This is a genomic window from Buchananella sp. 103232, assembly GCF_058725725.1.
Map to the genome: position 1 here is coordinate 15333 of NZ_JBZXJM010000002.1, position 14988 is coordinate 30320.

Here is a 14988-nt window from a genome sequence, read left to right on the forward strand (position 1 = left end):
TCATTGTGTCCTCACCCGCGCCGCTTGCGGGCGGCAATCTTGGCGCGCTCGGTGGCGTCCAGCACCACCTTGCGAATGCGCACGTCCTCGGGGGTGACCTCCACGCACTCGTCGTCGGAGGCGAACTCGATGCACTCCTCCAGGGTCAGCGTGCGCGGCGGCACCAGGTTCTCAAAGGAATCGGCCGTGGAGGAGCGCATGTTCGTCAGCTTCTTTTCCTTGGTGATGTTGACGTCCATGTCCTCGTTGCGGGAGTTCTCGCCCACAACCTGGCCCTCGTAGACCTGGGAGGTGGGCTGCACAAAGAACGAGCCGCGCTCCTGCAGGTTGATCATCGCGTACGGCGTGACGGCCCCGGCGCGGTCAGCCACCAGCGAGCCGGTGTTGCGGTGCTCGATGTTGCCGGCCCACGGCTCGTATCCCTCCGCGATGGAAGAGGCGATGCCGGTGCCGCGCGTCTCCGTCAAGAAGCGGGTGCGGAAGCCGATCAGGCCGCGCGCCGGCACCAGGAACTCCATGCGGATCCAGCCGGTGCCGTGGTTAGACATGGTTTCCATGCGGCCCTTGCGGGCGGCCATCAGCTGCGTGACCGCGCCCAGGTGCTCCTCCGGCACGTCGATGGTCATGCGCTCCACCGGCTCCATGACCTTGCCGTCCACGGTCTTCGTGACCACCTGCGGCTTGCCCACCGTGAGCTCGAAGCCCTCGCGGCGCATCTGCTCCACCAGGATCGCCAGCGCCAGCTCGCCACGGCCCTGCACCTCCCAGGCGTCGGGGCGGTCCGTGGGCAGCACGCGCAGCGAGACGTTGCCGATCAGCTCGCGATCCAAGCGGTCCTTAACCTGGCGCGCGGTGACCTTGGCGCCCTTGACGCGCCCGGCCAGCGGGGAGGTGTTGATGCCGATCGTCATGGAGATGGCCGGGTCGTCCACGGTGATCAGCGGCAGCGGACGCGGGTCTTCCGCGTCCACCAGCGACTCGCCGATCATGATGTTCTCAATGCCTGCCACGGCCACGATGTCACCGGCGTGGGCTTCCAGGGCGGGCACCCGCTCCAGGGCCTCGGTGCGCAGCAGCTCTGAGATGCGCACGGTCTGGCTGGTGCCATGCTGGCGGTACCAGGCCACGTTCTGGCCCTTCTTCAGCGTGCCGTTGTGGATGCGCAACAGCGCCAGGCGGCCCAGGAACGGGGAGGCATCCAGGTTCGTGACATGCGCCTGCAACGGCGCGCCCTCCTCATAGGTGGGGCCAGGAATGCGCTCCAGGATGGTGGCGAACAACGGCTCCAGGTCAGTGTTGGTCGGCAAGGTGCCATCTGCTGGCTGCACCGTGTCTGCCCGCTGTGCCTTCGCGGAGGCGTAGATGACGGGCACGTCCAGCAGGGCGTCCAGGTCCACCTCGACCTCGTCGGCCAGGTCGCTGGCCAGGCCCAGCAGCAGGTCGGTGGCCTCACCCACCACCTCGGTGATGCGGGAGTCGGGACGGTCCACCTTGTTCACCACGATGATGACGGGCAGGCGGGCGGCCAGGGCCTTGCGCAGCACGAATCGGGTCTGCGGCAGCGGCCCCTCTGAGGCGTCCACCAGCAGCACCACGCCGTCCACCATGGACAGGCCGCGCTCCACCTCGCCACCGAAGTCGGCGTGGCCCGGGGTGTCGATCACGTTGATGGTGACGCCCTCGGTCAGGCCCCGCTCCAGCGCCGACGGCCCCGTGTAGTGGATCGCCGTGTTCTTCGCCAGGATCGTGATGCCCTTCTCGCGCTCCAGGTCACCGGAGTCCATCACGCGCTCGCCGGCCTTCTCCGCGTCGTGCGCCTTGAAGGCACCGGCCTGCCAGAGCATGGCGTCGACGAGCGTGGTCTTGCCGTGGTCGACGTGGGCGACGATGGCTACGTTGCGGAGGTTTTCGCGCTGGGGCATTGCTTTCCTTGTTGTATTGAGGCGGTTCTTTTTGCTCCGCCATAGGCAGATTAGTGGTTGGGGGCCGTGTGCGCCCGGAGAGCCTGCGGCCTGTGGAGGCCCGGCCCTGGCGCGGGGCGTGCCGCCCGGTCAGGACCGGTCAGAGGCGGCGAGCGCACGCCCCCGAGAGGATCGGTTCCCTGCGATCCCGCTCGCCACGCGGCCGTTCTTCGTGGCGGCAAGAATTGGGGTGGCCGGTTGGTTTGTGCGGCTTCGTGGCCGACGTCGTCCATCCCGCGCCACTCCCGCCTCACCGCCACTCGTTGCGGCTAGAAGATCGTGGCCACGCGCACGGCGATGGCCGCGAGCGCGGCGGCAAGGACGGCCAGGGCCGCCCAGTTCCAGGTGGAGCGCACCTCGGTGCCAAGCGCGTTGGCGTTGGTGGTCTTCACGCGGGGGCCCAGGCCCTCCTCCTGCCACCGCGGGGAGCGACGCTCGATGAGCATGCCGGCGGCGCGGGCGTCGGCCCCAAAACGCAGCTGGGGCAGGTCGCTGTAGAAGTAGGCCTCGGGGATTTCCGGGGCCACGTGGTCGCGGCGGGTGATGCCGCCAGTGGCGGCGCACGCGGTCGCGGTGATCGGGCGGCGGCCCTTCAGCTTGATCTTCAGGGCCCACCTAGTGTCAACGCCGTCGTACGCGGCCCAGGGGATCACGTGCGTGCGGGCCAGGTTGCGCACCAGCAGGCCGCCATCTTCCAGCACCACCACCGGCCACAGCCACCACAGCACGGCCCCGACCAGAGCCGCCACGGGCACCACGCCGTCACGGGCCAGCTCGCTGAAGCCGCCATGACGCACCTGCAGCACCCACACCACCACGGCCGCCACGGCCACAACGGCCGGGCCGGCCACGGCGAAGCGGGAGCGCATCACGACTCGGGGGCTGCTGGACATGCCTGTAATTCTCCCACGCCCGCCGCCGCGTGCCGTGGTGAGCCTGCCCACCCCGGGTGTGGGCTGACCCGACCCCGCCGGGCCCCGCGTAGAACCCGCTGAACTGCCCACCCCGGGTGTGGGTGGGCCGCCCCAGCTTCTCCAGGACACAGCAAAGCGCGGGGGATGAAGCGTGTTTGCTTCATCCCCCGCGCCACTCAGGCTGCGGGATCACCCGGACCTACCGGGCACTTCCCTTTCGCCTAGATCGAGGCTCAGCTTGCGCTGGCTAGATCACTTGGCGTCAGCCACGTAGCCGCGAACCTCGGGCGTGTTGGAGGAGATACCGAAGGAGCCGTAGTTGGCCAGGTCCTTCGGGACACCCACGAACAGCACGCGGTTGTAGATCGGCAGGGTGTGGACGTTGTCCCAGATCTTCTGGTCAACCTCGTTGGTGAGCTTAATGCGCTCGGCCTTGTCGAGGGTGGTGGAGATGATGTTGGCCTTCTCGATGATCTCCGGGTCGTCGATCTGAGCGTAGTTGGAGCCACCGTTGCCGTAGATCTGGTTGATGTTGTTCATCGGGAACGGGGTGCCGATCCAGGTGAACGCGATGATCTCGAACGCACCGCTGGACAGGGTGGTGGAGAAGGTGGCCGGGTCGATCGGAACGAGCTCGATCTCGACACCGATCTCCTTCATCTGGGCCTGCAGCAGCTTGCCCTCGTTCTCGGAGGTGAAGACACCGGTCATCATGGCGTACTTGATGGTCAGGCGCTTGCCGTCCTTCTCGCGGATGCCGTCGGCGCCCGGCTTCCAGCCCAGCTCCTCGAGCTCGGCCTTGGCCTTCTCCTGGTTGAAGGCGTACTCACCAGCGTTGTCCTGGTAGCCCTCCTGGCCCGGCATGAAGAAGTGGTTGTTCAGCATCAGGGTCTCGGGCTTCACCGGCAGACCAGCCAGGTCGGACTCGGCGATGGCGGCGCGGTTGATGCCCTTGACGATGGCGCGGCGCAGCTCGACGTCCTGCAGCAGGCCGGCCTTGGAGTTGAAGGTGAAGTGACGCCACTGCGGGGACAGCGCACCACGCAGGTCAGCGTCGGCGCGGCCCTTCAGCAGCTCGTACTGGGAGGAGTCGATGGCCTGGGCCACGTCGAGCTCCTTGTTGGCGAAGGCGTTGCCCTGGCCCTCGCCCGGGACGACCTTGATGACCATGGAGTCCAGCTTGGCCGGCTCGCCCCACCACTTCGGGTTGCGGCCGTACTCAACGGTCTTGGCGCCCTTGTCGATCTTGGTGATCACGAAGGCACCGGTGTGCCAGTTGAGGTTGGGCTCAGAGATCTGGGCCTCGTTGAAGACCTGCGGGTTGGCAACCGCGTCGCGGTGCTGCACCTGGGAGAACGGGGCCTGCCAGTCCGGGTAGGCGGCGGCGAAGGTGGCCACGACCTCGAACTCGTTGGCGCCCTGCTCGATGGACTCGATCTGGTCAAAGCCGTCGGTGGAGGGGACCACGAACTCCGGGTTGGAGCCGTTGGAGGCCTTCCAGGTGGCGACGTAGTCGGCAACCGTGATCGGGGTGCCGTCGTTCCAGATGGCCTTCGGGTTCAGCTTCAGGGTGACGACGGTCTTGCCGTCCTTGTCAGCAGCCTCAGCGGACTCAAGGAAGGTCGGGTTCGGGGTGAACACACCGGCGTCGGTCACGGTGAAGTTCTGCGGCAGAACGGGGTCGATCAGGTCGCCCACGTCGCCGGTGTTGCCGTTCAGGTGAGCGCGGTTCCACTGCTCAACGTCAGCAGCGATGGCCATGCGCAGGGTGCCGCCATCCTTGAGCTCGGAAGCTTCCTTGGGGTTGATGTTGGAAGCCGGGTGGCCCTCAGACCCCGCAGCGCCACCCTCGGTGCTGCCGGAGCAGCCGGCCAGCAGCAGGGCACCGGCGGCCGCGAGAGCAAATACGCCCTTGTTGAGTCGCATGTGTTGCTTCTCCTTCGTTTTTTGGGACTACGCAGCGACGCTGCGCGTACGTAAGGCAAAGCCAACCACATCAGTTCTCGTTTGCTAAGACGCGGGTGCATAAAGATTCCAAACCGTGACCTTCGTCCGGGGTCACGAAGGGCGGGAACTTGTGAAGCGTTCCGCATGTTTATGCACATACGGGTCAGTTTCGGGCGGAGTTTCGGGCGCCACACCCGCGCGGCGCACGCGCCACTGCTCACCCGCCACCACCCCACTGAAGGACTGCTATCTACGTCACACCGCAAGGCCTGTCCCAGATGCTGAGAAAGACGGGAGGAGGTCAACGCCGCACCAACAGCAAGCCCTCCACCGACACCTGCACGCCAACGCGCCGCCAAAGCAAGTCCACACCCCCACGCCAATGCGCCGCGCTCCCCCAGCCACACCACTGCACCCTCCGCAGCCACGCCCCGTCCACGCCCGAGCCTCAATGCCGGCCAGTTGGGGCCCGAACAACGCCAAGCGGCCCAGCCCCCTGCATCTCACCCCAACAAAGCACGGCCAATCTCGACGTTTGCGGCTTCAACTCGACGAAGGGCAGCGAATCTCGACGTTTGCGGCTTCAACTCGACGAAAGGCAGTGAATCTCGACGTTTGCGGCTTCAACTCGACGAAAGGCAGCGAATCTCGACGTTCGCCTGACCCGAAACGTCGAGTTGAACACCTCAACGTCGAGTTGAAGAGCCAAACGTCGAGTTTCAACAACCCAAGCACCAGCCCCCGCCGCCACGCTCCCCCAGCCACACCACTGCACCCTCCGCAGCCACGCCCGGTCCACGCCCGAGCCTCAATGCCGGCCGGTTGGGGCCCGAACAACGCCAAGCGGCCCAGCCCCCTGCATCTCACCCCAACAAAGCACGGCCAATCTCGACGTTTGCGGCTTCAACTCGACGAAGGGCAGCGAATCTCGACGTTCGCCTGACCCGGAACGTCGAGTTGAACACCTCAACGTCGAGTTGAAGAGCCAAACGTCGAGTTTCAACAACCCAATCACCAGCCCCCGCCGCCACGCTCCCCCAGCCACACCACTGCACCCTCCGCAGCCACGCCCTGTCCACGCCCGGGCCTCAATGCCAGCCAGTTGGGGCGCGAACAACGCCAAGCGGCCCAGCACCCTGCATCTCACCCCAACGAAGCATGGCCAATCTCGACGTTTGCGGCTTCAACTCGACGAAGGGCAGCGAATCTCGACGTTCGCCTGACCCGAAACGTCGAGTTGAAGAGCCAAACGTCGAGTTGAAGAGCCAAACGTCGAGTTTCAACAACCCAAGCACCAGCCCACGCCCCACCCCCACACCAGCGTCCGCACACCCGCGCGCACACAAAGGCGGGGCGGGGGATCTTCTCCCCCGCCCCGCCGAGCTTGCCCATCAGGGACCTAGATGACGGAGACAACCTCCGGGTAGTGGCAGGCCGTCTGGTGGTCTGCTTCCGCCTGCTGGCTCAGGTCCGGCATGGAGCCGAGGCACGCCTTGCGCTCCTCCTCGCCCAGCATGAGGAACTTCTGGCAGCGGGTGCGGAAGCGGCAGCCCGAGGGCGGGTTGGCCGGGGAGGGCAGGTCGCCCTTCAGCACGATCCGCTCACGCGAGCGCTCCTTCTCCGGGTCCGGGAGTGGAATGGCGGAGAGCAGTGCCTGCGTGTAGGGGTGGGTGGGGGCGTCGAACACGGAGTTGACGTCGCCGATCTCCACGATCCGGCCCAGGTACATGACCGCGACGCGGTCGCTGACGTGGCGGATCACGGACAGGTCGTGGCTGACGAACAGGTAGGACAAGCCCATCTTGGACTTCAGCTCTTCGAGCAGGTTGATCACACCGGCCTGGATGGAGACGTCCAGGGCGGAGACCGGCTCGTCCAGGATCAGCAGGCGCGGCTCGAGCGCCAGGGCGCGCGCGATACCGATGCGCTGACGCTGACCACCGGAGAAGTTACGCGGGTAGCGGTTGACGTGGCTGGCCTCCAGGCCCACCAGCTCCATCAGCTCCTTGACGCGCGACTCGATCTTCTCCTTGGGCACGCCGTTGTAGCGCATGGGCTCGGCGATGATGTCGAAGATAGGCATGCGCGGGTCCAGGGACGCCATCGGGTCCTGGAACACCACCTGCACGTCGCGGCGCACCACGCGGCGCTCGGAGCGGGACACGTTGGCGGTGTCGCGTCCCAGCACCACCACGGTGCCCTCTTGGACCTTGGTGAGGTTGAGGATCTCCAGCAGGGTGGTCGTCTTGCCACAGCCGGACTCGCCCACCAAGGCCAGGGTCTCGCCGGTGCGAACGTCGAACGAAAGCCCGTCCACGGCGTGCACGGTGCCCACGCGGCGCTTGAACACGGCGCCCTTCATGAGCGGGAAGTGCTTCTTCAGCCCCTCCACCTTCAGCACCGTCTCGCGCTCCTCGCGCGGCACGTGCTCGATCTCCGACTCCGGGATCTCCGGCACGGGGTAGATGTCGGTGTAGGTCAGCGAGTTGTCGCCGATCTCCTTGGCGCGCCTACAGGCCACGGCGTGGCCCTCGCGGCCCAGCGCCGGCGTCAGCTCGGGCTCCTCGGTCAGGCACTCGTCGGTGGACATCGGGCAGCGCGCGGCAAACGGGCAGCCCGGGGGAAGAGCCAGCAGCGAGGGCGGGTTGCCCTCGACCGGGGTGAGGACTTCCTTGTTGCCGTCCAGGCGGGGCAGGGAGCCCAGCAGACCGATGGTGTAGGGCATCTGGGAGCGGTAGAACACGTCGCCCACGTCGCCGGTTTCCACCACGCGGCCCGCGTACATGACGGCCACACGGTCGGCGATGCCGGCCACGACACCCAGGTCGTGCGTGATCATGATGATCGCCGCACCGGTCTCCCGCTGGGCGGTGCGCAGCACGTCCAGGATCTGCGCCTGGATGGTCACGTCCAGTGCGGTGGTGGGCTCGTCGGCGATGATCAGCGACGGGTTGTTGGCGATCGCGATGGCGATGACGGCGCGCTGGCGCATACCGCCGGAGAACTCGTGCGGGAAGGCCTTGGCACGCACGTCGGGGTTGGGGATGCCAACCAGGTCCAGCAGCTCTACGGCTCGCTTCCAGGCGTCCTTGTCGCTGATCTCCTGGTGGACCTTCAGGGCCTCCACGATCTGGTCACCGACGGTGTAGACCGGGGTGAGCGCGGAGAGCGGGTCCTGGAAGATCATGCCCATCTGGGCGCCGCGCACGTGGGAGAGGTAGTTGTCGCTGCGGCCCAGCAGCTCGGTGCCGTGCAGCTTGACGGAGCCGGAGACCTGCGCGGTCTCGTCCAGCAGGCCCATGACGGACATGGAGGTGACGGACTTACCGGAGCCGGACTCACCTACGATGCCCAGCACCTCACCGGGGTTGACGGTCAGGTTGACGCCACGGACGGCGTGAACAACGCCGTCCTCGGAGGGGAAGCGGACGTTGAGGTCCTTGATCTCGAGCACCGGCACCCCCGGGGTGGGGGTAGGCAGCTCCAGCCGAGAGATGGTTGCGGCCTTCTTGCTCATGCGTTGCCTCCGGCAGACTTAGAGGACGGGTCGAGTGCGTCACGCACACCATCACCAACGAAGTTCACGCACACCAGGGCCAGCGTCAAGACGGCGGCCGGCGGCATGAAGAGCCACGGGTGGGTGGTGGCACGCGCCTGTCCGTAGGAGATCAGAGTACCGAGGGACACTTCCGGGGCCTGCACGCCGAAGCCGAAGTAGGACAGCGTGGTCTCGGCCAGCACTGCGGAGGCGACGCCCAGGGTGGCGTCGATGATCAGCAGCGAGGAGATGTTGGGCAGGATGTGCTTGGTGATGATGGAGAACGCGGGCACGGACATGTACTTGGCGGCCGTCACGTAGTCCAGGGTGCGCACGGACAGGGTCAGGGAGCGCACCACGCGGGAGGAGAGCATCCAGCCGAAGGCACCGAGCAGCAGGATCAGCATCCACACGCTGCCGCTGGCCTTTCCGGTGGAGTGGGCCAGCACGGCGATGATCAGGAAGGAGGGGATCACCAGCAGCAGGTCGACCACCCAGAGGGTGACGCGGTCGAACCAGCCGCCGAAGTATGCGGCGGAGGCGCCCACGAACGCGGCGATGGTGGTCTGGATGGCGGCGACGGCGAAACCGATGAGGAGCGACTTGCGCAGGCCCTCGATGGTCATGGCGAACATGTCGAAGCCGCCGGGGTCGGTGCCGAACCAGTGCTGGGCGCTGGGGGGCTTGAGGAAGGCGGTCTGGTCCGGGACGGTGTAGTCCCACTTGGACAGGTAGGGCGCGAACAGGGCGATCATGACGATGATGCCCAGGCCCACGGCGCCCACGAGGGCGGTCTTGTTGCGGCGGAATCGGCGCCACAGGATTACGCGGCGGGACAGACGCGCCGGGGAGTTCGCGTCGGCCTGCTTGCCTCTGCTGGCCTTCTTCTTGGCCGCAGCCTGGGCGACCACACTCTTCTTTTCAGTCATTTCAGCTCACCCTGACTCGCGGGTCGATGATGGCCACGAGCACATCTGAGAGGAAGGCACCGGTCAGCGTGGCGGTGCCGGAGAAGGCCACCACGGCAACCGTGCCGTGCACGTCGTGCTTTTGGATGGACTCAACGCCGTAGATGCCCATGCCGTGCCAGGCGTAGACGCGCTCCGTGATGGAGGCGCCCAGCACCATGGAGGTGATGGCGAAGGCGAAGTAGGTGCCCATCGGGATGAGCGCGGTACGCAGGGCGTGACGGCGAACGGCCACTCCCTTGCGCAGTCCCTTTGCGCGGGCCGTGCGCACGTAGTCGGCCCCCAGGGTGTCCAGCATGAGGTTGCGCTGGTAGCGCGAGTAGCTGGCGATACCGCCCAGCGACATGGAGATGGTGGGCAGGAGCAGGTGCTGGAGTCGGTCGACGATCGCCGCACCCGGGTAGTCACCTATCTCGCCGGTTTCGCCGGAGAACTCGAAGAACTGGGAGTCGAAGGTCTGGTTGAACCGCACCGCCAGGACCTGCAGGAGGATCGCGATAACCATCGCCGGGGTGGAGATGATGATCAGCGAGATGATGGAGATCACGCGGTCTGAGACCTTGTACTGGCGGGTTGCCGTCCACGCGCCTAGCGCCACGCCAACGCCCATGCCGAGGAAGGCGCCGAGCACCACGAGGCGCAGGGAGACGAACACGCGTCGTCCGATTTCCTCGTTAACGGAGCCACCGAAGGGGGACTTGCCCCAGTCCCAGTGCATCACTACGCCCCTGGCCCAGGTGACGAATCGTTCGAAGATCGGCACCTGGTCGCTGAGGTTGTAGTTCCGCAGCGAGGTCTCGATTGAGACTGGGTCCAGCGGCGGGTTGCGCAGCTCGTAGAGGGAGCGGGGCTCCAGCTGGCTGGCCGCCAGGAAATACGCCAAGGTCACGGCAATGAGCAGCAGGATCGCGTAGTTCACGATCCGCCTGGCTAGGTAAAAGAACATTTGCAGGACTTCCTGAGAGTGGGACGGCTCCCGTACGAGACATGCGTGCCCCGCGAGGACTGCCGGCTTGCTGGCCACCACTCCTCTAAGGACACACAAAGCTACGGGTCAGGCCCCGACGCTCGGGCAACCTTACCGCGCCACTTGTTTGGACTCATCCCGGCGGGTCCTTGCGAGGAACTTGCCGGGCTTTTGACCGGGGCGGGACGCATGATTATGCACCCACACGACACCCGATTTTGACAACCTTCTCCTTTCTTATTTTCCGAAGGGGGTGAATGTCAACCCCGTCCCACCCCTCGGCAAGGGACGCACCGTCTGCGCGTAAACAGTTTGAAAAATCAGGGTGGTCGACGCCCCGCCGGCCCCGTCCGCCAACGCGCCGCCCCCAGCGCGGCCGCATTGCCCCTTTCGCCACCGCGCTTGCGGAGATTGCGTGCCCCGGTTCCGCTAACCTGGCCGGGTGCACAACAGGGTGCATGTCAAGGGAAGAAGGGCCCGCGCAATGTCCCGGATCATCTACACGTACACAGACGAAGCCCCCGCTCTGGCCACCGCCTCTCTGCTCCCGATCGTGGAGGCCTTCCTGCGTCCCGCCGGCGTCGAGGTAGCGGTGAGGGACATCTCTCTGGCGGGCCGCATCGTGGCCGCGTTCCCGGACTACCTGAGCGCCGAGCTGCGCGAGGACGACGCGCTGGCTGAGCTGGGCCGCCTGGCCAAGGAGCCGGACGCGAACATCATCAAGCTGCCCAACATCTCCGCCTCCGTCCCGCAGCTGAAGGCCGCCATCGCGGAGCTGCAGTCCAAGGGTTACGCCGTGCCGGACTACCCGGACGCGCCGGCCGATGGGACGCAGGCTGAGATCAAGGCCCGCTACGACGCGGTCAAGGGCAGCGCCGTGAACCCGGTGCTGCGGGAGGGTAACTCTGACCGCCGCGCCCCGCGGGCCGTGAAGGACTACGCCCGCTCCCACCCGCACCGCATGGGGGCGTGGAGACCGGAGTCGAAGACTAACGTGGCCACCATGACGGCGGAGGACTTCCGCGCCAACGAGGAGAGCGTGGTGCTGGCCCGGGACGCCGCGTTGACGATCCGTTTCACCGGCACGGACGGCGCCCAGCGCACGCTGGCAGGCCCGATCGCTGCCGTGGCGGGCGAGGTGGTGGACGCCACCGTGATGCGCGCGGCCGCGCTGGATGAGTTCCTGCGCGCCCAGGTGGAGCGGGCCCGGGCCGAGGGGGTGCTGTTCTCGCTGCACCTGAAGGCCACGATGATGAAGGTGAGCGACCCGATCCTGTTCGGACACGCGGTGCGCGCTTTCTTCCCGGCTACCTTCGCCCGCTTCGGGGAGGACCTGCGGGCGGCCGGCCTGAGTGCCAACGACGGCCTGGGCACCATCCTGCCGGGCCTGGAGAAGCTGGAGAACGGCGCGGAGATCCGCGCCTCCTTTGAGGAGGAGCTGGCCAGCGGCCCGGCGCTGTCGATGGTGAACTCTGACAAGGGGATCACGAACCTGCACGTGCCGAGCGACGTGATCGTGGACGCCTCGATGCCGGCGATGATTCGCGGCGGCGGAAAGGCGTGGGGGCCGGACGGGCAGGAGGCGGACACGTTGGCCGTGATACCGGACTCCAGCTACGCGGGCGTCTACCAGGCGGTTATCGACGACTGCCGCGCCCACGGCGCCTTTGACCCGACCACGATGGGCACGGTCCCGAACGTGGGCCTGATGGCGCAGAAGGCGGAGGAGTACGGCTCCCACCCCACCACCTTCCAGATCGACGCCGACGGCTTGGTTGAGGTGGTGGACGACGCTGGCGCCGTCCTGCTCTCTCACGCGGTCAGCGGCGGGGACATCTGGCGCTCTTGCCGCACCAAGGACGCGGCGATCCGTGACTGGGTGGCTTTGGCGGTGCGGCGGGCGCGCGCGACCGGCGCACCGGCCGTGTTCTGGCTGGACCCCGAGCGTGCGCACGACCGCGAGGTGGAGAAGCTGGCCCGCACCTACCTGGCGGAGCACGACACCGACGGGCTGGAGATTCACTTCCTCTCCCCCGTGGAGGCAACGAAGTTCTCCGTGGAGCGCATCCGGCAGGGCCTGGACACGATCTCGGTGACCGGCAACGTGCTGCGCGACTACTTGACCGACCTGTTCCCGATCCTGGAGCTGGGTACCTCGGCCAAGATGCTCTCTATCGTGCCGCTGATGAACGGCGGTGGCCTGTTCGAGACGGGCGCGGGCGGCTCGGCTCCCAAGCACGTGCAGCAGCTGGTGGCGGAAAACTACCTGCGGTGGGATTCGCTGGGTGAGTTCCTGGCTTTGGCGGAGTCGCTGCGCCAGGAGGCGGACACGAGCGGCAACCAGCGCGCCGCCGTGCTGGCCGACGCGCTGGACGAGGCCACCGGGCGGGTGCTGAACGAGGAGCGCTCCCCCGCCCGCCGCCTGGGCAGCATCGACAACCGCGGCTCCCACCTATGGCTGGCGGTCTACTGGGCCCAGGCGCTGGCAAACCAGCGCGAGGACGCCGAGCTGGCCGCCGTGTTCGCCCCGGTGGCCGCAGCCCTGAGCGAGCGCGCCGAGGAGTTCGCCGCGCAGCTCGTGGCGGCGCAGGGTAGGCCGGTGGACCTGGGCGGCTACTACCGTCCCGATCCGGTCAAGACGGCCGAGGTCATGCGCCCGGTGACCGGCTTCAACGAGATCCTGGCCTCCCTCTAGGTTCCCGCCGGGCCGGGGCGGGAAGCGGCTTAGCCGCCTACGCCCCGGCCCAGAAGGCCGCCAGCGCCCGCGCCAGCGCGGGCCCGTCCTCCACGCCCGCCATCTCGCGAGCCGAGTGCATGGACAGCAGCGGCTGGCCCACGTCCACCGTGAGCATGCCCAGACGGGTGGCGGTGATCGGGCCGATGGTGGAGCCGCACGGCACGGCGTTGTTGGAGACGAAGTCCTGGCTCTCCACCCCGGCCGCCTCGCAGGCCCGGCGCCACAGTGCCGTCCCGCGCGCGTCGCTGGCGTAGCGCTGGTTGGCGTTCAGCTTCAGCAGCGGACCGCCGTTGAGCAGGGGGCGCACCCCCGGGTCGTGCATGCCCGCGTAGTTGGGGTGCACCGCGTGTCCGGCGTCGGCGCTCACACAGGCCGAGCGGGACAGGGCGGCGCGGGCGGCAGCGTCGTCCCACCCGAAGCAGGCGGACAGGCGGGTCAGGACGTCGGCCAGGAAGGGGCCGGCGGCACCCGAGCGCGTCTCGGAGCCCACCTCCTCGTGATCGAAGGCGGCCAGCACCAGCACGTCGCCCTGCGCCGCGCCGCTCTCTCCCCGCGCGGCGGCCAGGAAGGCGCTCAGGGAGGCGAAGACGGAGGAGAGGTTGTCCAGGCGGCTGGAGGCGAAGAACTCGCCGCTCAGCCCGAAGCGGGCCGGGACCTCGGTGGCGTAGGTGAGCACGTCGAATCCGCCCAGCTCGGCTGGCGCGATCCCGGCCAGCTCGCACAGGTGCTCCTCCAGCTGGCGCGGCCCGGCCACGCCGACCGTGAAGATGGGCAGCATGTGGCCCTGCTTGTCCAGGTGCAGGTTCTGGTCCACGGAGCGATCCAGGTGGGGGGCCAGCTGGGCGGTGCGTGCGATCGGCCCGGTGCGCACCAGGTGGGAGCGGCCGTCCTTGGTGACCAGGCGGCCGGCCAGCCCCACCTCCCGGTCCAGCCAGGAGTTCAGCAGGGGGCCGCCGTAGACCTCCGCGTTGACCATGCCGTAGCCCTCGCGGTCCAGCGCCCCGGCGGGCTTGAGCTTCAGCGCGGGCGAGTCCGTGTGGGAGCCGACCACGCGAAAACCGGTGCGCTCACCGACCTCGGCGGGGAGAATCCAGGCGATCACGGCGCCGTCACGGACAGTCAGGCCGCGCGCGGGCAGGTCGCTTCCCTTCCACGGCTCCTCCTCCACCAGGCACACGAATCCGGCGGCCTCTAGCGCGCTCGCAACCTGCTGGGCGGCGTGGTAGCTAGAGGGGCTGGCCTGAACGAAGGCCGACAACTCATCACAGTAATTAGATGCATCTATATGGAAGGACATACCTGCCATTGTGGCACTGCCGCCGCCGCGCCACCCGGTGGCACAATCGCAGCGTGATCGAAAAGCGCCCGTTTCGCCGCGGCAGCGGCCCCTACACCCTCGACTATCGCGGCTGGGACCAGGACCGCGTGGTGGTGCTCCGCCTCCGCCTCGACGGCCATGGCCCGCACGACGCTGCCGCCGTGGCCGCCGCGTTCAACACCTGGCTAAGCGAATCCACCTTCCCAATGGACGACGCCCCTCACGTCAGCAAGCAAGGTGCACCTTCCTCCGGGGAGGCAGGGAAACCACGCGAACGCGCGTGCGGCGGGTGCCGCCTGACGTGGTTCTTCCACGGCGATTCGATCACCGTTTCCCTCTGCTCTGGCGGCGAGGACGGCCTGGATTCCACCTACTGGTGCAGCCAGGAAATAGTGGAGGCGGCGCGCTCGGCGGCGAGCGGAGTGCAGGTGAACTGGCAGGAGTGGCGCGGCAGGCAGTTCGGGCAACTGGAGGAGATCTACTTCCGCGCCCCTGGGAGCTAGGCCCGCGCACTTACTGACGCCCTTACCCGGACGACCTATTGGGTTGCCCACACTTTCCCCAAGAGCGATTCATCAAGCACCTCACCTTAGGTTAGGTTGCCCTCGGTTAGGGCGCGTCTGTTCCCAGGCGCGCCT

The 14988-nt window shown here is 67.5% G+C and carries 9 protein-coding genes; 2 read left to right on the plus strand and 7 right to left on the minus strand.

Going from position 1 to position 14988, the window contains the following annotated elements; genetic code table 11:
* Window positions 1-11: 11 nt before the first annotated feature.
* From typA to AC4PWQ_RS00340, 6 genes are all read right to left on the minus strand, one after another.
* Window positions 12-1922, minus strand: a complete 1911-nt coding sequence (gene typA, locus AC4PWQ_RS00315; RefSeq protein WP_492089439.1) for a translational GTPase TypA — start codon at window positions 1920-1922, stop codon at window positions 12-14.
* A gap of 308 nt (window positions 1923-2230) precedes the next feature.
* Window positions 2231-2854, minus strand: a complete 624-nt coding sequence (locus tag AC4PWQ_RS00320; protein WP_371151649.1) for a hypothetical protein — start codon at window positions 2852-2854, stop codon at window positions 2231-2233.
* 273 nt (window positions 2855-3127) lie between these two features.
* Window positions 3128-4801 carry an ABC transporter family substrate-binding protein gene (locus AC4PWQ_RS00325; RefSeq protein WP_492089440.1) on the minus strand — a complete coding sequence of 558 codons (1674 nt, stop codon included), beginning with the start codon at window positions 4799-4801 and terminating at the stop codon, window positions 3128-3130.
* Window positions 4802-6221: 1420 nt separating this feature from the next.
* On the minus strand, window positions 6222-8339 hold the full coding sequence (locus tag AC4PWQ_RS00330) for a dipeptide ABC transporter ATP-binding protein (RefSeq protein ID WP_371151647.1): 2118 nt from the start codon (window positions 8337-8339) through the stop codon (window positions 6222-6224).
* Window positions 8336-9289, minus strand: coding sequence for an ABC transporter permease (locus AC4PWQ_RS00335; RefSeq protein WP_371177142.1), 954 nt, complete (start codon window positions 9287-9289; stop codon window positions 8336-8338). The genes AC4PWQ_RS00330 and AC4PWQ_RS00335 overlap by 4 nt, the downstream gene beginning before the upstream one ends.
* Before the next feature lies 1 nt (window position 9290).
* A complete protein-coding gene (locus AC4PWQ_RS00340; RefSeq protein ID WP_371151645.1) occupies window positions 9291-10274 on the minus strand; it encodes an ABC transporter permease in 984 nt (327 codons plus the stop codon).
* A 505-nt stretch (window positions 10275-10779) separates the two neighbouring features.
* On the opposite strand from AC4PWQ_RS00340, the gene AC4PWQ_RS00345 reads away from it, so the two are divergent.
* A complete protein-coding gene (locus AC4PWQ_RS00345) occupies window positions 10780-12990 on the plus strand; it encodes an NADP-dependent isocitrate dehydrogenase (RefSeq protein WP_492089441.1) in 2211 nt (736 codons plus the stop codon).
* Between the two features lie 37 nt (window positions 12991-13027).
* Here AC4PWQ_RS00345 and AC4PWQ_RS00350 read toward each other — a convergent pair whose 3' ends face one another.
* Complete coding sequence (locus AC4PWQ_RS00350) at window positions 13028-14329, minus strand: M18 family aminopeptidase (protein ID WP_492089442.1); 1302 nt, start codon at window positions 14327-14329, stop codon at window positions 13028-13030.
* Between the two features lie 53 nt (window positions 14330-14382).
* Here AC4PWQ_RS00350 and AC4PWQ_RS00355 point away from each other — a divergent pair, with 53 nt between their 5' ends.
* On the plus strand, window positions 14383-14853 hold the full coding sequence (locus tag AC4PWQ_RS00355; RefSeq protein WP_492089443.1) for a hypothetical protein: 471 nt from the start codon (window positions 14383-14385) through the stop codon (window positions 14851-14853).
* Window positions 14854-14988: the final 135 nt, after the last annotated feature.

Bases quoted from the DNA above. Each gene is read 5' to 3' on its own strand.
- typA (WP_492089439.1), bottom strand. From the start codon at position 1,922: ATGCCCCAGCGCGAAAACCTCCGCAACGTAGCCATCGTCGCCCACGTC.
- AC4PWQ_RS00320 (WP_371151649.1), bottom strand. From the start codon at position 2,854: ATGTCCAGCAGCCCCCGAGTCGTGATGCGCTCCCGCTTCGCCGTGGCC.
- AC4PWQ_RS00325 (WP_492089440.1), bottom strand. From the start codon at position 4,801: ATGCGACTCAACAAGGGCGTATTTGCTCTCGCGGCCGCCGGTGCCCTG.
- AC4PWQ_RS00330 (WP_371151647.1), bottom strand. From the start codon at position 8,339: ATGAGCAAGAAGGCCGCAACCATCTCTCGGCTGGAGCTGCCTACCCCC.
- AC4PWQ_RS00335 (WP_371177142.1), bottom strand. From the start codon at position 9,289: ATGACTGAAAAGAAGAGTGTGGTCGCCCAGGCTGCGGCCAAGAAGAAG.
- AC4PWQ_RS00340 (WP_371151645.1), bottom strand. From the start codon at position 10,274: ATGTTCTTTTACCTAGCCAGGCGGATCGTGAACTACGCGATCCTGCTG.
- AC4PWQ_RS00345 (WP_492089441.1), top strand. From the start codon at position 10,780: ATGTCCCGGATCATCTACACGTACACAGACGAAGCCCCCGCTCTGGCC.
- AC4PWQ_RS00350 (WP_492089442.1), bottom strand. From the start codon at position 14,329: ATGTCCTTCCATATAGATGCATCTAATTACTGTGATGAGTTGTCGGCC.